This is a genomic window from Streptomyces sp. NPDC039430, from assembly GCF_055639435.1.
The window spans coordinates 176,064-196,109 of sequence record NZ_JBVKAK010000005.1 but is presented as its reverse complement, the minus strand read 5'-3'; the positions used below and the strand labels follow the sequence as shown (position 1 = coordinate 196,109).

The following is a 20,046-nucleotide window of genomic DNA, read 5'->3' as shown; positions in this document are numbered from 1 at the left end:
ATCCGGCGGGGGCACCCCCATCACCGACTTCCCACCTCCCTTTCTCGAAAGGCATCTCGTGATCACCGATCAATCCGACCTCTCTTCGCTGGAGAGCGTCCTCGCCCAGGCGGTGCGCCGTGCCGGCGTCACGGGACGAGTCGAACTGCGTGAAACCAGCGACGGTGAGACCCTGCTGGAGCTGACGCCGCTCAGTAGGACGCGGGTGCCGTTCTCCCCGAACCCCGAGGAAGCCACGGCCTGGCTGCAGTCGGAGGATGTCGACGCGGCGGCCTGTTACGACGACGACGGGTATCTGGTGATCTCGCCGCGCTCGAAGGCCGGTGTCCACCGGCTGGTGGAGCGGTGGCTCGGGCCTTTCATCTACGCGGAGTCGGTGGGTGAGCAGCTACGCGGCGCTCTCGCGCAACACGAGTTGAACGGGGAAGTGGCGGTCCTGGACGCATGCTCGGTCGATCTGGTGATCCAAGACTCCGACAACCTCGCGACGGCCGTACAGCTGGGCACAGTCCTGGGCGCCGGCGACATCGCCAAAGGTCTCAAGCTGCACCGCCCGAGGGGCATGTCCAAACTGGCGGGCAGGATGCGGTTGCTGCTGACCGGGGTGGTGGGCCACGGAGTTGGCGTACTGGCCGAACCCGGCTGCGCGCACGCCGAGGACGAACTGCGCCTTCGCCTCACCGTCGACCAGACCCTGCGGCTCGCCGGACGGATCGCTGCGGAGCCCTCCGCAGACAGTCGAGAGACCTCGCCTCCCAACATGCCTCTGGCATAGCCCTCGCACAGGCGAATCTCAACCATTCTCCCGCCCCGTGAACAAGTGCTCGCAGGGTCGCGGCCCCTCACCGCTGTACTCCGGCCCGGCCGATCTCACCAACTGCGCCCAGGCCGTTGCCAGCCTGCTCTGAGTCCCCGGCTGCCTCCGCCTGGAGGAGCCGGCCGGGGGCAGCCGGGGCGAACTCAACCAAGAAGAAAGCCAACCACCCATGCCTGACTTGCCGTCCCCGAGCAGATCCCGCACCGGGAAGGACTACGAGCCGTACAGCCTCATTGACACCCTCCTCGACGCCGACGATGACGACGCCGTGGGCAGGCCCGTCAGCAGGGCGTCGGTGGAGATCTCCGTGATCGGCGTCCGAGCGCGGTCCGAGGGCAAGACAGGTCTGGCCGCACTCAAGACCATGCGCCGCCAGCACCCCGTCCTGGTCCACGGCCTCTACACCTACCTCAGCGTCATGGGGCTCCTCCTCGCCCTCACCGCCGCCACCGCGGTCCGGGGATGAGCGGCGTGCGCCGCCGCCTGTCGTGGACACGACGGCGGAAGGAACCTCTCAGCAACTACGAGCGCAACGTGCGACGCATCCTCAACCCGCCCCCACCCAACCTGGCCGACCGCCTCCACCTCCTCCTGAGCAGAGCGGAGAACGCCTGGTGCCGGCACATCACCCAGCGCGAACTCTTCCGGCAACTCGATGCCCTGCGAGACGCCATCAACCACGCCGCACCCCCCGAAACCCTCACTCCGGCGACCGAAACTGAAGTGCGGACGCGCCTCGCGCGCCTGGCCGCCGACCACCACGAGGCCACCGGCCGTCGCATAGATCCGCCCCGGGGTGGTGGTCGATGTGGAGTGTGACCCGGGCGTTCTCAAGCACGCGGTGGCCAGGGGGTTTCGCCCGGCTGGAGTGGTGCTGATGTCCCGGCCCTCAGCGGTCGCCGGCCATCGTGCCGGGGTGGACCAGGCGTTTTGCGGTGTGTTCCAGTTCGACGCTGTGGGAGCCCTTGACCAGGACGATGTCTCCGGGCTGGATCAGGTCGTTGGCCAGGGTCAGGGCGTGGTTTCGGTCGCGTGCGGCCACCACTTTCAGCTGTGGGCTGGCCTGCTGGGCGGCGGCGGCCATGGTCCGTGCGTCGTCGTCGCCGACCGCGATCAGTACGTGGATGCCTGCGGCGGCGGCGAGCTGGCCGACGTGGCGGTGTTCGTCGCCGGCGTCGGCGCCGAGTTCCTTCATCTCTCCCAGGACCGCGATGGTCCGGCGCCCGCCCGACATGGCCTGAAGGGCGGTGAACGCCGCTTTCATCGAGTCGGGGTTGGCGTTGAACGCGTCGTTGATGATCCGTACTCCGTCGGGCCGGTCGGTGACCTCCATGCGCCCCGAGGCCACCAGGACCGCGCGGGACAGCGCCGCTGCCGTCTTATCCACGCCAGCGCCCAGCCCGATCGCGACGGCGGCAGCGGCCAGGGCGTTCGCCACATGGTGCGCGCCGTGAAGGGACAGATCGACCCTCGCCCGGGTGCCGGCTGCGGTGAGGGTGAACGAGGCCCGGCCCGAGGTGTCGAGGGTGACGTCCACAGCGCGTACGTCGGCTTGGTTGTCGATACCGAACGTCAGCACCCTGGCGTGGGTCCGCGATGCCATGGCGGCGACCAGTGGGTCGTCGGCGTTGAGGATTGCCAGTCCGTCCGCCGGGAGGGCTTCGACGAGTTCGCCCTTGGCCTGGGCGATCTGCTCCCGGCCGCCGAACTCGCCGACGTGGGCGGTGCCGACGTTGAGGACCAGGCCGACCGTGGGCGGGGCGATACGTGTCAGGTGGGTGATGTGGCCGATGCCGCGGGCGCCCATCTCCAGCACGAGGTAGCGAACGCCCTGGTCGAGGTGAGTGACCGTCAGCGGCATCCCGATCTCGCCGTTGAACGACTTCACCGTGGCGATCGTCTCCCCGAGCTCGGGAAGCACCTGGGCGATCAGGTCCTTGGTGCTGGTCTTGCCCGCCGAGCCGGTCAGCCCGATCACGGTGACCTCCGGCACTGCGGCCAGCACCGTACGGGCCAGGGCCGCGAGCGCGTCCAGCACGTCCTCCACGACCACGGCCGGGACACCGACCGGACGGGTCGCGAGGACCGCCACCGCACCGGCTTTCACCGCGGTCGCCGCGAAGGCGTGCCCGTCCGTGTGTTCACCGGGCAGCGCCGCGAACAGACCGCCCGGTTCGACCGTGCGCGAGTCGACGACCGCGGGCGCCGTCATCAGCACGGAGGAATCCGGTACGTCGCACAGACGGCCGCCGACGGCGGTCGCGACGGCTTCGAGCGAAAGGGGGATCACGTAACGCACTCCGCATCAGCAGGGCTTGCCCGGCACGGGAGACAGCCGCTCGGCTCAGTCCTGCGACCGTAGCGCCTTCACCGGCCGGCACATCCGAGACCGGCCAGAACACCCAGAAAACAGAAACAGGAGCACCACCTGATGACGCAGTCCCTTGAAACCGGTACCCGTATCGCCGTCGTGTCCGGCGGGAGGTCCACCGAACGGGAGCGGTCCCTGATGTCCGGTCGCGCCGCCCAGGAATCCCTCACCCGGCAGGGCTACAGCACCGTGCTGCTCGACGCCGCCGACACCACCTTCGCCAACCAGATCCGCAGCGCCGACATCGCGTTCCTGGCCATCGCCGGGCAGTACGCCGAGGACGGCAAACTCCAGGGATTACTCGAATCCCTCAACATCCCCTACACCGGCTCGGGCGTGACAGCATCCGCCATCGGCATGCACAAGACCCTCGCCAAGACCGTCGCGAGCGCCGCCGGCGTCATGGTCCTGCCGTCCGTCGTCCTCCCGCCCCGCGACAGCAACGCCATCGCCGAGACCATCACCCGCAGGATCGCCTTCCCTCTGATCCTCAAGCCTCTCTCCGAGGGCGGCAGCATCGGCATGACGGTCTGTCATGACACCGCCGAACTCGCCGCAGCCCTGTCCGGGGTGAAGGCCACCGACGGCTGGTTCGCCGAGCCGTTCACCACCGGCACACCGGTGACTTGCGGGATCCTGGAGGTGGACGGCTCCGCAGTGGCCCTGCCGCCGCTGGAGACCCTGCCCACCGACGCCGAGTTCTACGACTACGCCACCAAACGTGACAAGGACAGATACCGCTACCGGTGCCCGGCCGAACTCCCCACCGCCACTCTCGACGCGATCACCGGCGCCGCGCTCACCGCGCACAGAGCCCTAGCCTGCACCGGATACTCCCGCTCCGACTTCATCGTCACCCCCGCCGGACCGGTCTGGCTGGAGATCAACACCCTGCCCGGCCTCTCCCGCACCGGGAACCTCGCCACCATGGCGGACGCGGCGGGCATCGACTACGACCAGCTCGTCCGCACGATCCTCGCCACCGCCACCATCCACGCGGGGTACCGGCCGTGACCGAACTGACGGCCCGCGACGTCGAAGAAGCCGCCGCCAACCTCGCACCGGTTGCCGCCCGTACTCCGGCCCTTTCCGCGCTCTCCCTCGACCAGGCCGCCGGCTGGCCGGTCGTCTGCAAGGCCGAAAGCCTCCAGCGCACCGGCAGCTTCAAGTTCCGCGGCGCCTACCACCACGCCTCATCCCTCACCCCGGCCGAACGCGCCGGGGGCCTGATCGGCGCCTCCTCCGGGAACCACGCCCAGGCCCTCGCCCTGGCCGGCCGGCTCCTCGAAGTACCGGCGACGGTCGTCATCCCCGCCGACGCCCCGACCCCGAAAGTCGAAGGCATCCGCGCGCTGGGCGGCAGAGTCGTCACCTACCGCCGGGACTCAGAGAACCGCGACGCCCTCGTGGCCGAGATCGCCGCCCGCGACGGCCTGGCCGTCGTCCCCTCCGCGAACTCCCGCCACATCATGGCCGGCGCCGGGACCGCCGCCCTCGAACTCCTCACCGACCACCCCGAGATCGAGACCCTCGTCGTCCCCGTTGGCGGCGGCGGCCTCGCCGCCGGCACCGCCACCATCGCCAAACACCTCCACCCCGGCATCAAAGTCATCGGCGTCGAACCGCAGGAAGGCGCCGACACCCTGCTGTCCCTGCGCTGCGGCCAGCGCATCGCCCTGCCCGACACCCCCGCCACCATCGCCGACGGCCTCGGACACAGCAGCCCCTCACCCCTGACCTGGGCCGTCAACTCCCAACTCCTCAACGCGGTCGTGACCGTGACCGACCACGACATCACCACCGCCATGGCGTTCGCCTTCCGGCACCTGAAAGTCGTAGCCGAACCGAGTGGCGCCTGCGCCCTGGCCGCCGTCCTTGCCGGCCTCGTCCCCCACGAGTCAGGAATGATCGGCGTGGTGATCTCCGGCGGCGGCGTGGACTGGCCCACCTTCCACCGCCTGATCAGCCAGAGCACCCGCCGGAAGGAACCCTCACATGCCCGATGACCACCCGTTCCCCACCATCACCCAGTACGCCAGCCCGGACCTCATCGCCGCCTTCGCCTACCAGGGCCGCGCCCACGACGCGGACCCCCGCTGGGCCGAATCCGGCGCCCCCGACCTCGACACCTACGGCCGGTGGTGCGGCCACATGTGCGGCATCGCCTGCCTGCGCATGGCACTCCTCGCCCGCACCGGCAACGCACCCACCCTCTTCGAACTCCTCGACGGCGCACGCAAATACGGCGCCTACACCGAAAACCCGGACACCGGAACCATCCACGGCCTCATCTACGCCCCCTTCGCCCAGTACGTCCAAGACACCCACCCCCTGAACGCACAGGTACACCCCACCGTGGCCGTCCCCGACCTGCTCACCCTGCTCGACGACGGGCGCCTCGTCATGGCCTCCGTCCACAAAGAGATCCGCCGCCCCGAGACCCCAGCCCCCGGCAAAGGCGGCCACCTCGTCCTCATCACCGGCCGCCAAGGCGACACCGTGCACTTCCGAAACCCCTCCGGCCACACCGACCAAACCCGGACAGCCAACCTGCCCGTGACAAAGTTCGCCGAATTCTTCGGCAACCGTGGAGTGTCCCTGACCTGACCAAGCGCCGACCCCGTCGACTAGTGGCCGGCATGGATGGGCGCCTTCTATGACTAGGCCGAACTCGGCTCCTTGGCCCTGTCGGCGGTCGGCGACCATTCGACCGCCAAGTTCGACACCTACCGCTGCGGCGGCACCACGGTACAGACTAGGGACGAGCACACTGCTCTCTTGAGAGCTTCCGCATGACCAATGCGCCCGCCATCGAATTTCGCATGTTCATCACCTTCGCCGCCGCGTTCGGCGAACACCTAACCGTAGCGGCACCGAACCGGGCTTCGTGGCCGTGATCGCGTACGCAGACAGATGCCCGATCGGCTACGCCTAGGCATCACCATCAAGTACGGCAACCGCTACTGGCAGCGCACCAGCCGCGCGCCAGCAGCAAGTTACACTAAGCGGTCGATCCTATAGGAAAGCCACACACCACGCAAATACAGAAAGCCGATAGATGAGTAGTTCACGGCAAAACCCTACCGCCGAACCCCTAAAAGGAGTTTACGCCTTTAACGCACCAGGACAGGCCGTCGTGCTACACGACGGTCCTGTACGCGGCATCACCGACAAAGAGGTCGTCGGCTGCGTGGAACTTCGTTGCTCGCCGAAGCCACGTATCGAATGGCACTTAAATCCAACTCCGGATGTTTTCTTCGGACTTCGCGATTCTCTGACGTTAAAGTTGCGCCGCCCCCATGGGGAGGTTTCCGTCCCCGTTGCAGTCCGCGGTCAGTTCGACGGCTGGGTCAACGGGACAACCCTCGGGGACCAATCAGCACCGCTGCAACGAATCATCGCCCACTGGTTTAATATTCCATCCTTCCCCGGCCAACACCACCTGGCCGAGTCAACAAGTTTGAGCGACAGAATTCATCCGGGCGCCCGGTGGGAACATGAAGTCGATGGATGGAAGATTATCATCGACGTGCGCCCTGACCACAAAGCAGTCTGGAAAGATCTCCAGAAATCCGATCTCTTCGTAATGACTCACATTATGGAGATCTCCAGGGAAAGCGGCGCCACCTTCACCGCAGGCGAAGCTGAGCCCGTCTTGACCGCTCTGCACACCGGCCTGTCTTTCGGACTTGGCCGATGGGTTGCGCCGTTCCTCCCCGTGGGACTCGATAAGCACGACAAGATCGCATGGGAGGAGTGGGGGCCACGCCACTGCGAGCCTGCCCGAAAGAACAGCAGTGGATGGTGGAGCGCCCTGGGCAACAGGGAGTTGCCAATGCTGCTCGATGCATTGGTCAGCGCCTTCACCGACCCCGAGAGAGTCGAGCCACTTCGACTTCAGCTCAATTACGCGATCTCCGCGACCCACGACGCAGGGTTCGTTGAACAGCGGGTAATGATCGGGGCTGCCGGCCTGGAACACGTTATGTGGGAGCGTCTCGTGCTGAGCGGGCGCATGAGCCGATCCCAGTACAAGGGGCGCCCTGCACATTCACTCCTGCGGGAAGTTCTGACAGACATCAGAGTTCCCCTGTCGATCGAAGAAGAGAGCCTTCCAGCCCTGGCGCAACTCGTCACAATGAGGCGCCAAAAGGAGGGAGTGCAGATGGACGGTCCGGATGCGGCGACCTGGGTCCGCAACAAACTGGTACATCCCAGCGGTTCACAAGACCTCGTATATCAAATCCCAGGATTGGTCACCGAAACTTGGCTACTCACCCGCCACTACCTGACTCTACTTATTCTGGAATCCATTGGTTACTGCGGCCCTTACTCTCACCTCGCAAAGCTTGACCGTTGGGTCGGTGAGGTCGAGGAAGTCCCCTGGGCATAAAGAATTCGTCACGAAGGATTATCGAGAATGCACCTATAGTCATTCCTCGATTCGTTGCAGTCTGGCTGCCCGGTGGTCACCTGCGGCTGCCAACCCATCGACGAGGCGTCGCCAACGTGTGATGTGTTCCGGCAGCATGTCATCGCGAGAGTGGACTGTCTCGAGCCATTCGGTGAGATACCAGCATTGGTTGGCAAGGCCGCTGTAGACACCGTCAGCCAGTTGCTCGGCCCAGATCAACCCCGTTTCGCGCTGCCATTCGAACGGAGCACATTTTCCAAGTTGTGCAAGCGCGTCGAGGGCCTTGGGTTCATGGCGGCTGATCGATATCCAGCGGGCCACGAGGGGGGCGATGGAGTCGGGATGGAGCCAGCCTTGTCGGGCACGGGCCAGGGTTGCGTCGATGTCGGCATCGCTAACGTCAATCGTAGGGGTTGGTAGTAGTGCCCCCAGGGCGTAGTCAGCCCAGTGGCGGTCGGCGTGCAGCTCATTCCCGTCACCGATAGCGTCCAAGCCGGCCTCCAAAGCGACGGCCCAAACGCTCAAAAGGGACGGGCGGATGGCATCGTCGTAGGTGAACAACACGGCAATGTCATCTAGGAGGTCACGCAAGGCGCGGCCGTTGGAGGCAAACCGTCGCACGTGCGCCGTCAGCGGTCCAGTGTCCCCGCTAACGGCTAGGTCGACGATCACGCGGGCGCCGTGTTTGCTGTGTCGGTTCTCGAAACCTTCTCTAGCCCAGTGGTCGGTAGCGCGGGCGTGGGCGTCGATCACCACCTCAGCGAGCCTGCTCGCCTGCTCTGCCACGCAGGTGTCGCTGCGGGACGCGGAAACGACGGCGATCAGTGGCGGAATGATGGAGGTGAGGTAGAGCCGCTCTGTCTCGACCTGGGGCAGGGTCTGCTCGTGGGGGCCGTCGAGCCGGGGGCAACCGCGTTTCCCGCTGACAGGCTCCCAGTCACCGAGGCGACAGTCCCGTAGCCCCGCTCGCACGGCGGTCAGTACCGCTTCGTGGTGGCACACACCGGACTCGAGGCCGGTGTCGCACGGTGCGGTCCAGATCCGTTCGGTACCGAGGGCGAAGGCGATGCGGACTTCGTCGAAGTGGTTGGTAGTGCAGCGTTCCAAGACACCGATAATCGCTTGGCGATCAAGCCCACTGATGTCTACCGCTGCGGCTAGGAGCGCTGGAAGACCAGTCGCTGCGGAACGATCGGCGCCGGTCGAGTAGAAGGAAGACTCGACGTACTCGGCACGACTCGGTTCGGAGATCGCCTCGATCAGGACATCCGTCGCCCAGCACAAATCATCAACGGGCACCCGTACACGCCCCTGAGCCTGGGCGACAGCAGCAGCCGCAGCAACGGCGGCGATCGGGTCAAATCGGTTAAGCGTAGCGTCAGGCAGATCGTCGCCGAAGGACTGGGCAACGCCTATGTCGGCCAACAGTGCGTCCACCGGGGCAGCGCGATCGGCGGATCTGGCGTAGGTGTTCTGCAGCCGCAACGCCTCGCTGGTGCGGGCGAGCATTTCCGCTTCGGGCCGCAGACGGGTCGCCAGTGGCTCCGGGTGCTCATACTGCACGGTCAGGTTGCCAGACTCATCAGTTTGTTGGCGGTAATTCTCTGGCATGAACGTGGCCGCCCACCCCCGAACCGAAGTGACGAAGCGATCAGCCTCCTCGCCTCCTTGGGAGTCAGCGACAAGCTCCTCAGCATGACGAACAAGTTCCTCGCCGATATCGGCAAGTTCGTCGAGCCTGGTCTGGTCATTGGCGACGGCCGCGCGAATGGTGAGTTCAGCGGCTACATCACGAAGAGTGCTGCGGCGCCGTTCGCGCCCGACAAGATCGGGGGCGTCCGGGCCTTGAACGTGAAGCGCTCCTTCACCGGTGGCTCGTGCGAACTCCAGCTGCCACACCGCAGGGTTACGCAGCCAGTCGTCCAGCAGATGACCACCCTGCTCTAGATGACGTACAAGAAAGCCGACCACCAGACTGGGCATGGCCAGGTTGTTACAGTCACGCAAAAGCAGTTGGACGACCCGGTCCAACGGAGCGTCAACAATCTCGACAAGCTGATCCGCGAGGCGCTCGACCGCCATCAGCGCGCTCATGCACGGATAGGGACCAACACTGGATCCCCGATACCAGGCCCACACGTGTCCGTCTCCGATGCAATGCCGGGCGCCGACTCCCGGCAGATCCAGATCTACACCGGGAAGCTCCTCTCCAGGCACCCGCGTGAAGTCGTCGTGGTCTCCGACGCGGACGGACGCGGCGTGGTCAAGCATCCGGTTGATCATCGCCAGCGTCGGAACTAGCCGGACTGTCAGCAGCTGCCAGAAGGGGCCGTAACGCCAGCCCGCCATACGCCCAAGGAGGCCAACCCCGCCGCGGTGACGCCGGATACCATCCGCAAAAGGGTGCGACCCAGGCCAGCCGTAACTGTCCTCTTCAACGTCGTATCGTTCTTTGTAATAGGACTCCGTCAAGGTCAAGAGCAGGTCCGGCTGATGCTTGGCCATCATCACCGCGGGCCAGAAATGCTCCACCGCAGGGTCGAGATGCGCGCCTCCGTCGTCGGCGATCCTTCTCAGGAACGCCTCAGCTCGCTCATCGAAATCGAGACCGAGCATCGCCAGGGCTTCCACCGCGAACTCGTCCCAAGGCTCCGGCTCAGCGGCGAGGATGCGATCCCGCACCGACTGGCGAAGTGAGACATGTTCGCCATTGTCGGTACTGACTAGTCCACGCAGCCAGGCCAGTACGATTTCGCGGACGGAACGGCCAACGTCACTCTCAGTGCGTGATCTGTCGCCGGAGTCAGCGTTGCGGTCAGCGCAGAAGGTCAACTCGACCAGAGGTCCCAGTACTACAGGGTCGCCGACGTCATGTGTGGCATAGCGCTGCATGGCCAGTCTGATCACTGTGCGCAACCCTGCTTGTCGGTCGGCCTGCAACTCAGGCCATGTCCGGCCAAGAATTTCCCGGGCGCCACCAAGCGTAAGCACTGCCTCCCACGGCACATCCGACCACCGCTCACCATGATCCGTCGCAATCTGTTCGAAGACGGCTCGAAGGCGGCTGAACGATCGCCTGAGGTCGTCGCTATCAAGCAGGTGAGCCTGGCAGGCGACACGTGCAGCACGCAGTGCCCACCGTGGTGCTCCGGCTGCTGATAGGAGGTCGAAGCCATCCGTGATGAACACGCGCACAATGGCCATGTCTCGTACGAGATCAGTGGCGAACCGATTTGACGAGTTCCAGGCGCTGGTCGGGCTGAGTGGAGCCAGCAGTCCGTCGGAACGCAGGGAAGGCAGCGCGGCCACGTCCGGTGTCGCCGAATTCCCGCCAGGCAGCAGCTCGCGCCGTGCCAGTGCTCGAAGAGTCTGATCGCGAGCGTCAGGAGATGGCGCTCCTTGCGGCATCATCCCGCCGCGGCACACCAGGTAGTACCAGACAGCGGCGAAGAGGTCCGCCTCCGACGCCGCTCCTTCAGGCACTGCCACGTCCGGGCCCGCACGCAACAGCATGTCAACCAGGCCCAGCCGGCCCAGCAGCCACGTGGCCCGCTCGTCGCTAGCCCATGGCCTTAGCTGGGGGAAGATCTCGATCAACTGCTTGATCTCCGCAGAGGTCAGTGGGAGCACCTCATGCTCGCGGACAAGGTCCTCAAGAGCCTGGCCGTCCCGCTCCTGGTTCTGTGCCGCCTGTCTGAGCACGTCACGAACAGCTCCCGAGCCGTCGGTGCGGGTCACTGCCACCACACCAAGTCCGGCGGTCATGGCCGCTCGGGCGAGGTCGGACAGCATGGGAGCCCGGCCTTCCAGCACCGACTCCGCGCCGTCCACGAGCAGCAGGCGACCGGTGCCCACGGCGGAGGCACCCAGCACCGCAGCCATCCTGGCACCGAGCAGCGCATTCAATTCCACCAGCGTCGCAGGCATCTCTCGCAGGTTCAGGACGGTGACCGCTGCACCATCAGCTCGCAGTCGCCGGGCAGTCCTCAAGGCCAGAGACGACTTGCCAGTATCCGGCTCACCGGCGACGACCAACGCCGTCGCTTGAGATGCGGCCGCCTTCATTTCGACAGCCAAGGCATCCCAGGCTTGGGCCCGTTCCAATTCGAAACTGTTGCCAACGTCTGTCAACGAGAACCGCACGCGCGTCTCGGCGGTTTCCGACAACGTGTCGAGGATATGCCACGCTGCGGCGTAGGAGGGGGACCGGCCGATCGACGTCCCAGAGAGCTGTCGGCGCAGCATGCTTTCGGTGACGAACGCTCCCGCAGGGGCGAAACGTCGCGACAGCCTCTCCAGTGCCTCGAACAAGTCGTCGGCACCTACCACCGAGAAATTGGGCACGATACTTCGTAGGCGCCCCGCAACCGCAGTACGGTCGGACTCGTCGACCCCCTCCAGCCTCAACTCCCACAACCGCAGTATGTGTAAAATTCGCCAGGTTAGCTCTGAGGCAGATTCCGCTGTGGTCACCTTCTGGCTGCTCGCCGCTTGAGCGACCAACGCGTCCAGATGGGACAACCGCGTCCGAACAGCCTCGTTCGTGCGTCCCGCCTGTTCCACGGCAACTCGGAACGACTCGTCGCTAGGGTGTCCCTGGGCGATCACAGCCAGCTCGCGCACCTGCTGTACGGCCGGATTCGGGCTGACCACTGCTAGCGCTAGCCGCCAACGGCCGGCGCTTACCTGATCCCAGTGATCGGTTACAACCCGTACGTAGGACACAAGCAGATCCGCCGTGGAGTCGTCGCTGGTCGTGAACCTTGGGGCTCGGCGTACACCGATCGATAGCCGCCGCTGTGCGCCATCAGCCGTATCGCCAACCACAATCAGGTCGTCCACAGGGCTGAACCCACTGTCCTGAAAGCGCACTGCCACAGGCGTCGCGTCGTCACCGAGCGCCGGCACCGGATCGCTTAGGAGCAGATAAGCCAACAGGACTGCGCCGAAGCGATGTTCCAGTACGGTGCCACCACCACCCGTGGAGTAAGGACTGGCCACTTGCTCTGCTTCATCCCGCCCTGCCATCCATGGAGCATACGGCGAGACACCTACACAGCGGCTGGGTATCGCAATATCTAGCCCACAGGCGGGCGCCGCAATCTCGCGCGGATCCGGCCAAGGTGCGGCGAGACGCCATCGGGTAGCAGACGGCGGCGATCGGCAACACCGTCCACGGACGCACCTTCCCGGCCGCATTCTGACCATCGCCACTCCTGTATCCATAACGGAGGCGTGGTGTGACTGGACGCGGCACTTTGATCTCCACAGGGACCGCACAGTGGCGCCGCGTCTGGAGTAGCCCTCGACTGCTGCTGACTTCACCGCAGCGGTACGGAATGTCGCCGCGGTTCAACCGTTCCTGATAAGAGCTCTGCTGCATGGCAAACCCACCTCTGGCTACCTGCTCATGGCGCAGGTTATGGCAGAGATCGCAGATTCGCTGCGGTACCAGCAATGAGTTCACTCGCCACTGCAAACACCTCGTCGCACTGGCCGCGCACAGACTCCATGGCCCGAGTGTGCCGTTTCGCACTAGAGCCGCTGGGGTCCTCATAATCCATGTCATGCACGATGTCATTGCGTGCGGTGAAAAAGGGGGCGAGCAGCGCGAGCCGCTGCTTGGACACCCTGGCGTTGGATATCCCCAAAGTGTCACGCACTCGTTTGCGCAGGTCCTCGCTCCCCTGCATGCTGGCCTTCGTCCGTGCCGCTACATACAGCTTGATCAACTCGTCGCGGGGCGTCTTGCTGCGGATCGCAGTCGCGACCGGATCGGACGGGCCGACGGCTAGTTCGTGGGCCAGATACTCGTCAAACTTTCGCGCCGCGTCGACATTACCCTCGATCAGCAATGGGGCAGCATCCCGGACAAGGCGCTTGCAACAAGCATCTAGCCCGCTGGAGGTGAACACCAGCGCGGCACGCAGCAGGTTCTGTTCATCGGTGCCCAAGCGCCCACGAAATTCTTCACGCGCTTCGGCCCTGGCCCGACGCACCACGGATAGGCCATCGAAGATGCCTTGGACGCTGGAGTGGGCCGCCCTGAGGTACTGCCATGCCGAAGTGACCTGCTGACTCCTCGGCTTGGAGCCCAGGTCCTTCAGCGAGATCTCAGTGAAACCCTCGCCGTTGCCCATGCCCACCCCGTAGTTCCTGTCACCTATGATCTGCCCACGCCTTCGGGGCGGGGCCACCATCTTAGTTTCTCCCCCACCTTCCGTATCCCGCTTGGGCCACGAGTCCGCAGTCTCGGACCGGCGCCACGGTTCATGGAAATGCGGCAGCCACAGAGGCTGCTCTCCTCAACGTGGGTCCGCAGCGGGGAGACCAGGGCAGGCCAGAGCGTGGCGCATGCAACATACCGCGAGACCCCGCAGTTCATGAGTCCTCGTCGATTCGCTGACGGAGGCTCGGCTCTTGTTGGAATGATGGTTTCCGCGTGCGGCAGGTTGAGGGTCGCGACGGGTGGGCGCCGGTTCCAGCTCTTCGCGCTCGCCATGTGACCGCCGAGACAGTCCACGTCTACGGCGCCCCGCCCCCGCCGGGAAGCACAGCAAGAGTGTCGCGAACGAGAGCAACGCGGGCAGCAGCCCCATTCTGCCCGTAAGTGAACAATAGGGCCGAGGCAAACACGGCAGCGAAGACAGCGAATCCGAACCATGCAGGCAAGAACGAACCGATAAGGCGCACCGTGACTGCGGTAACTGCGGCGGCGACGGAGAGGCTGCCAAGGACGACCAGAGCAAGACGACGGCCGTCGACGCGGTCTCGCCCGGGGTCCTCGCCTAGTTGGCCATCGGGTAACAACGCCAGGTAGCGACCGTGAGCGCATGCCTGGACGATGTGCAACGCTGCGGCGGCCAGGTCCTTCGGCGCATCCGGCTTTCCTCTGGTGATTTGTTCTACTAAATCGAACAACGCGTCAGCCACTCGACGCGTGTGCGGCTCCATCACGCCCCGCAGGCGGACACGCGTGGCGCGGTCGAAGCCACGGTTGGTCGCGAATCCGAGGGCAAACGAGCCAGTGTCGGTATTCATCACCGCGTTCACCTGTCGGCTGTGGGGCGCCATGCCAGCCGCACAGCGGCCAGTTACGACGACTGCCGCGGCAAGTGCTGCGCCCATGCGGTGCACGTCCCTCAATAAGCGCGTGCGTTCAGCGCCGGCTTCGGCATCAGCAAAGGACGATGCGACGAAGAGGAGCCCAACGCCAAGGGTTATTGGGGCGTCCGCTCCCGAGTACCTGAACGCATGCCAGCGCGCCGCCCATCGGCGGTAAAGCCACCACACCGCAAGGATGCCGTGGAAGCCGACGGCTAGCCCAGCAGCGCCCGCCCTGTCGAACGCAGTGGTAGATGCTGGCGACGAGTTGAACCAGTGCGGAGCCGCAGGGCCGGTGGCATACCACGCCAACAGCCCAGACGAGACCAGGAAGAGGATGGCGCCCACCGCGTCGCGGACGTAGTTCCGCAGAGCTGGGGGAGGCAACTGCGCGGTAGCTATCGCCTGCCAGTCGACGGCCGCCGTATCGAAACCGAAGCGCGTGCAAGCGTGGCGCGCGGCGTAGAGCATATGGCCAACTGCGGAGTCACGACGGTTTAGCGCGCGACGACGCAGTTCGACCGGGCTGGACGGTATGTGGCCCACAACGCGTTGGCACAGATCCCGGTGAGAGCAGTCGTAGTAGGCGCATAGATTCCGTACGTACACTCGATTGGCCTCACGGACCCGCCTGTTTCGGAGCCCAAGGGTCCAGGCCCACGGTGTGCCAGCGCGTACGGGCTCGTCTGTAGCTATGGAAGCCGTTCGGGCACGCAGATAGCGCACCGTGAGGACCGGGATCCATAAACTGACGACGACCATCGGAAGGGACACCAGCCCCCGTAAGAATGCGACGATCACGATTCCCCTCAACAGTCGCGTGCGGCAAGGTAGAGAGATCGAACGCCTACGAAACAATGCCTTTCGGGGTCATGGCACCTCCGCCCGCTGGCTCCCCAACCGCTGCAACGAGCTGCCCGACCGCGTCAGGGTGTCACCTCGGCGTAGTCCCAATTGGATAGCGCGGAGCGGCGCCTAGAACTTGCGGCACCGCCGCGCTGTCGGTCTTGCACTCGAGTTAGCCTCAACCTCTCGCGGAGCCCGGCAGTCTACCGACACTTTCGACTGCTGCGAGCGCAGTGGTTCTCAACCTCTGAGCGCGAGTTCGATTCTCATCAAGCGATCTACGCAGAAGCCCCAGGCCAGTGACACGGGGCCACCTTGGCAACCTGGCGCGTGTCCACAGTGACATCCGTATCCCACAGGGCGACGAGATTCTGCACCGACACGGCCCCGCCGACGGGGCAGGGCACTGGAACGGATCGTACGAGGATCCCCTGTGACTCCCCCTGCGTCTTGCCCGTCGACTACCGGACGGGGACGAAGGCAGAATGCAGTGGCACCGGGGGTTCGCCGGTTCGTCCTACCGACCGGCCACCGCACTCCAGCTGCCACCCATCGACTGCGACCTGTCAGCCTTTTCCGAGCCTGCCATCTCGCCTCGGTCGAGGGGCCTCTAGTCCATCCCGCACGACTCAAGAGGTTGCGTTATGACGTTGCGCCTGACCCATAGAAGCTGAGGAGCGACGCTGACAGACAGTTCACTTGGAACACGGCGTCGTCGGTAGCCCGGCCGCACGTGGTTGCTGGACGCATCGACTCGATGGGCTCTGTCGCCGCCTACACCTACGCTCGCTGGGGCAACCCTGTCTACGCGCGAGAGAGGCTGCCGGAGATGAGTGACGAGGATGGCCTGTCCCCTGGGGCGCGACGCATGATCGAAGAAGCTCAAGCCGTGATGACGGAGGAGCTCTTGGAGGAAACGCTCCGTGCCAAGGCCAATGTCGAGCCCGACGATCTGGGCACGTTGCTGGACCTCGTCGCGATCGGCATCACCAACAGCACGTGGCGCAACAGCTGCGTCGAGAACTGGCATGCCGAAGGGCGGCTGTCCGACGGCGACATGATGCGGATCAACAGCCACACCACGGATGCCATCCGCCGGCGGCTGGCCAGGTGGACCACCGAGATCGGGATCACCTCAGCCAGTGGCATCGCACTGGCTGAGGTCGACATCGAAGAAGTGGACACCTTCGCCATCCGCCTCTTCCGGTGGACAACAAACCCCAAGCGCAAGCTCACCACTGGCATCACGCTCGGTGCACTGGCACGTACTGCGGAAGACCTCAAAGAGTATGAGGACCACGCAGATCTGAGTGTTGGCGGATTCGCCGGTCAAATGGAAGACCAGGGAGTCCGATTCGGCCTGCTCCGCACAGCGTGCCATGGCGCTCTCGCCTGCTCGAGTTGGTGGAAACACCCTGCCTGGCCAGCTCTTGTTGAGCGTTACGTTTCCGTCCTCGACAACCCGACTGACCCTCACTGGGGCCCCGGCGGCGAATGGCGCACAAAGCTTGGCGCCGAGCCACATTCCGTACAGGACCGCGCCGGACTGCGAGCCACGTTGTTGAAGGCCCCGTGGAAGCTGGATGACAGCGCTGCCACGTGGGTCACGGACTCCGGGATCGGGTACCTGTCCCACTCGTGAGCACCGTGTTCGACAACATCCGACCAGCGACCGCGCACATACAACTAACGGCGAGCTGAGAACTCGAGCTCTTCCGACCCCATGAGAGGTGCCGGTTGAGCCCGACACGAGGCGAAGGCCGTCCACGAATGAAGCAGACCGGACAATCCGAGGACGCGATGCGCACGACGATCGCCAAGAGACCCGCTCCTCCAGGCGATTCGAGGAGAGCCTGGAACAAGGATGCGCCCCTTCGCGCGAGCACACCGCTCCGTGGCCCTGAACGCGACGCCCCTCGTCGTGCCGACCCAGGCCGCCCGAGCCGTCTCCGTCTCCGTCCATTCACAAGCCAGCCCCATCCCAGCCCTTCAGGGCGGTACGCCAAGGTCAGAAGCGGTCAGTCCAACGGGATCCAGCGCAGCTCGTAGACCCAAGTAACACCTGGCCAGAGCCCCATGGTGCTCCGGAGCGCCGTGGATTCCCAAGCTCAGAGCGCGAGTTCGATTCTCGTCACCCGCTCCATGACGAAGGCCCAAGTCAGCGACTTGGGCCTCCTTTGTTGCCCAGACCATTTTTCCGACCGCGTGCCATGGACGTGACATAACGGAGCGACTGGTGTTGGCCACGGTGCTGTCCTTCGTCGTGGCCAGGGGCTCGCCCGGCGAACGAGTGGACGGAGAGCCTGCGGGAGCAGGTCATCCTCGACGATCTCGGCTCCCAGGCTTGTTCGCCTACCCGGAAGCCAAGCAGAGCTACTGCACGGTCGAGTCGGTGGTCTTCAGCCATCCCTTCGCTTCCATGCCCCCGCGTCTTCGGGTGGCTCCGCCGCCGCGCTGCGGGCGATCACGGCGGAAGGTGATCGCGTCGTTCAGCATCCGGGGCCGACGTACGTGCTCCCGGTGATGACCCGCCCGCCTAGGCCGGCGTCGTACCGGCTGGTGGGGTCAGGGTTTGCGGGCCCGTGCCTGGACGAGGAGGCTTTCGCGGACGGTGGTGTGGCGTTGGCCGAGGTGATCGTGGAGTGTGCTGGTGAGGGAGTCGAATTCCTCGATGGTGAGCGAGGTGTGGTGCAGGAGGCGGTCGCGGAAGAGGTGGGCGAAGGAGAGGAGCAGGGTCTGGTAGCGGTCGCCCGGATGCCAGTAGTAGGTGTGGGCGGTGGCCTGGACATCGGTGAGGCCGGCTTCGCGCAGGAGACCGGGCAGCCGGGCGCCGATGTGGACGTCGCCTCCGAAGACCCCGGCGAGCAGGCCCTTGAGGCGGTTCCACGCCGGGTGGGGCGGGTCGCACTGCCACGTCGCCCAGTCGAACTCCTGAACCGCGACCCATCCGCCGGGCCTGACGACGGCAGCCATCGAGCCCAGAATCTCGTGGGGGCCGATCGTATTGATCAGCAGCAGCCGGCAGTGGGCCAGGTCGTACCGGGCGTGCGCGTCGGCGGCGGGCAGCAGGGCTTCGTGGCGGATCTCCACGTTGCCGAGGCCGAGTTGGCCGACGGACTCGCGGGCCCAGCCAGTCATCCGGTGGTCGGTGTCGAGGCCGGTGACCGATCCGGTGGGGCCGACTCGTTCGCTGAGAAGGTCGAGGATGCCCAGGGGGCCGCAGCCCAGGTCCAGGGCGTCCGCGTCCGGCGGCAGGGGAATCGTGTCCATAAAGGCGGCGGCGGCCGGTCGCAGGAGTGCGCACTGGGCGAGGAGACGTTCACGCTCGGCACAGGAGGACCCGAGCAGATACTCGGCAGCCGCCGGAGGATCTACGTCGCGTACGGCGGCCGGTGCTCTGCTCATGTGGTTCCTCGATTCGCCTCGCACGGCCATCGCGCACCCAACACATGGTGACTGATCCGTCACGGATAGCAGTATCCTGGCGGTGAGCGCTCTGGCAAACGCGCCTGTGGGAAGGGGCCCGCGCCCCCTTCTGTCGCAGGCACTTCCGAGTGGGCGCGGACCGGGCCGTCGGCATTCCCGGCGACTCCGACCACTCCGCTCCCCGCCAGGGCAAGCCCAGTTCGGTGACGATCCGACCCGCCAGGCCGGCGCCCGCGATCGTCGCCGTCCGCGTCAGTACCGCCGATCACCGTTGTCGACCAGACCGAGGATGTTCGTGTCTTCCCCCAGTCTCCAGCCTGGAACCGAGTCGGCGCCGCGCGGCCTGAATCCTGCCGCGATGGTCTTCTCCTCTGCGGCAACACGCATGCTGCTGAGCGGTGACGGCATGACCACCCCTCTTCTGCAGGTTCTGCAGGCGCTCGTTCACGGCCCCCTGCGGGCGCGAGCCGACGGCGTACGGACCGTCCGGCCGACCGTTCTCCCGCCCGGCATCGGCGAAGCCCTGCGCCCCGACATCCGCGACAACTGCCTTCTGCGCCGCTCCCGCCTTCTGACGGTCACGGGACAGACCGTGTCGGAGAACACGGTCGCGGCCCGCTCGGGAGTGGACCCGCGCGTCGACAAGGCGGTCACCGACCCCTCGCAACCGGTCGGATTCGCGCTCGCCGAAGCGGAAGTGGTCCTGCGCAGGCGCATCGTGCACGTCGGCCGGGCCACCTGGCCGGACGGCACCCCGTGTGCGGTCAAGACCTACACCCTCGACAGTGACGGCCGACCGCTTCTGTGTATCCGGGAACTGTTCAACCCCTTCATCGTCGACGCGGCCGTACGCGTGAAGGAACTGACGGAGGTGGGGCCCGTTCGCGCGGCCGGCGCCCGCAGCGGGCCAACGGCGGTGTCGGCACCCACCGGCTCGTAACCCAGGGTTTACCTGCATCTGCCGGACCTGTGGATCACTCCCCTGAACGACGCTGTGACAGCAGCGGGCCGCGGCGTTCGTGCGGGCGCGAACGCGCCACGAAGGACCTCGACGTACTGACCGACCGG

Annotated in this window: 13 protein-coding genes; 8 read left to right on the top strand and 5 right to left on the bottom strand. The window is 65.7% G+C overall.

What is annotated here, in order from left to right; all coding sequences use genetic code 11:
* Positions 1-58: 58 nt before the first annotated feature.
* Positions 59-775 (top strand): hypothetical protein, encoded by a 717-nt coding sequence (locus tag ACZ7LS_RS15190; protein WP_385131244.1) that lies wholly within the window; start codon positions 59-61, stop codon positions 773-775.
* Between the two features lie 211 nt (positions 776-986).
* Positions 987-1,283 (top strand): hypothetical protein, encoded by a 297-nt coding sequence (locus tag ACZ7LS_RS15185; RefSeq protein ID WP_385131241.1) that lies wholly within the window; start codon positions 987-989, stop codon positions 1,281-1,283.
* A 423-nt stretch (positions 1,284-1,706) separates the two neighbouring features.
* Here the strand turns inward: ACZ7LS_RS15185 and ACZ7LS_RS15180 are convergent, their stop codons facing one another.
* Positions 1,707-3,107 carry a UDP-N-acetylmuramoyl-tripeptide--D-alanyl-D-alanine ligase gene (locus tag ACZ7LS_RS15180; protein WP_385131238.1) on the bottom strand — a complete coding sequence of 467 codons (1,401 nt, stop codon included), beginning with the start codon at positions 3,105-3,107 and terminating at the stop codon, positions 1,707-1,709.
* Positions 3,108-3,248: 141 nt separating this feature from the next.
* On the opposite strand from ACZ7LS_RS15180, the gene ACZ7LS_RS15175 reads away from it, so the two are divergent.
* The 4 genes from ACZ7LS_RS15175 to ACZ7LS_RS15160 all read left to right on the top strand — a co-directional run bounded on the left by ACZ7LS_RS15175 (position 3,249) and on the right by ACZ7LS_RS15160 (position 7,581).
* The gene (locus ACZ7LS_RS15175; protein ID WP_385131235.1) at positions 3,249-4,202 is read left to right on the top strand and encodes a D-alanine--D-alanine ligase family protein; all 954 of its coding nucleotides are present in this window, start codon (positions 3,249-3,251) and stop codon (positions 4,200-4,202) included.
* Positions 4,199-5,194, top strand: coding sequence for a threonine ammonia-lyase (locus ACZ7LS_RS15170; RefSeq protein ID WP_385131232.1), 996 nt, complete (start codon positions 4,199-4,201; stop codon positions 5,192-5,194). Before ACZ7LS_RS15175 ends, ACZ7LS_RS15170 begins: the two co-directional genes overlap by 4 nt.
* Entirely contained in the window at positions 5,184-5,795 is a 612-nt protein-coding gene (locus ACZ7LS_RS15165) for a C39 family peptidase (protein WP_385131229.1), read from the top strand. Before ACZ7LS_RS15170 ends, ACZ7LS_RS15165 begins: the two co-directional genes overlap by 11 nt.
* A gap of 529 nt (positions 5,796-6,324) precedes the next feature.
* Positions 6,325-7,581, top strand: a complete 1,257-nt coding sequence (locus ACZ7LS_RS15160) for a YopA family protein (protein ID WP_385371039.1) — start codon at positions 6,325-6,327, stop codon at positions 7,579-7,581.
* 39 nt (positions 7,582-7,620) lie between these two features.
* Here the strand turns inward: ACZ7LS_RS15160 and ACZ7LS_RS15155 are convergent, their stop codons facing one another.
* The 3 genes from ACZ7LS_RS15155 to ACZ7LS_RS15145 form a co-directional block, all read right to left on the bottom strand.
* Positions 7,621-12,630, bottom strand: a complete 5,010-nt coding sequence (locus ACZ7LS_RS15155) for a hypothetical protein (protein ID WP_385131223.1) — start codon at positions 12,628-12,630, stop codon at positions 7,621-7,623.
* 392 nt (positions 12,631-13,022) lie between these two features.
* Positions 13,023-13,748, bottom strand: coding sequence for a hypothetical protein (locus ACZ7LS_RS15150; protein WP_385131220.1), 726 nt, complete (start codon positions 13,746-13,748; stop codon positions 13,023-13,025).
* A gap of 379 nt (positions 13,749-14,127) precedes the next feature.
* Complete coding sequence (locus ACZ7LS_RS15145; RefSeq protein WP_385131218.1) at positions 14,128-15,177, bottom strand: hypothetical protein; 1,050 nt, start codon at positions 15,175-15,177, stop codon at positions 14,128-14,130.
* Positions 15,178-16,381: 1,204 nt separating this feature from the next.
* Between ACZ7LS_RS15145 and ACZ7LS_RS15140 the strand changes: the two genes are divergently transcribed.
* Complete coding sequence (locus ACZ7LS_RS15140) at positions 16,382-17,194, top strand: hypothetical protein (RefSeq protein WP_385131216.1); 813 nt, start codon at positions 16,382-16,384, stop codon at positions 17,192-17,194.
* Between the two features lie 923 nt (positions 17,195-18,117).
* Here ACZ7LS_RS15140 and ACZ7LS_RS15135 read toward each other — a convergent pair.
* On the bottom strand, positions 18,118-18,957 hold the full coding sequence (locus ACZ7LS_RS15135; protein WP_382873821.1) for a methyltransferase domain-containing protein: 840 nt from the start codon (positions 18,955-18,957) through the stop codon (positions 18,118-18,120).
* A 427-nt stretch (positions 18,958-19,384) separates the two neighbouring features.
* On the opposite strand from ACZ7LS_RS15135, the gene ACZ7LS_RS15130 reads away from it, so the two are divergent.
* Positions 19,385-19,918 carry a hypothetical protein gene (locus ACZ7LS_RS15130; protein ID WP_385131214.1) on the top strand — a complete coding sequence of 178 codons (534 nt, stop codon included), beginning with the start codon at positions 19,385-19,387 and terminating at the stop codon, positions 19,916-19,918.
* Positions 19,919-20,046: the final 128 nt, after the last annotated feature.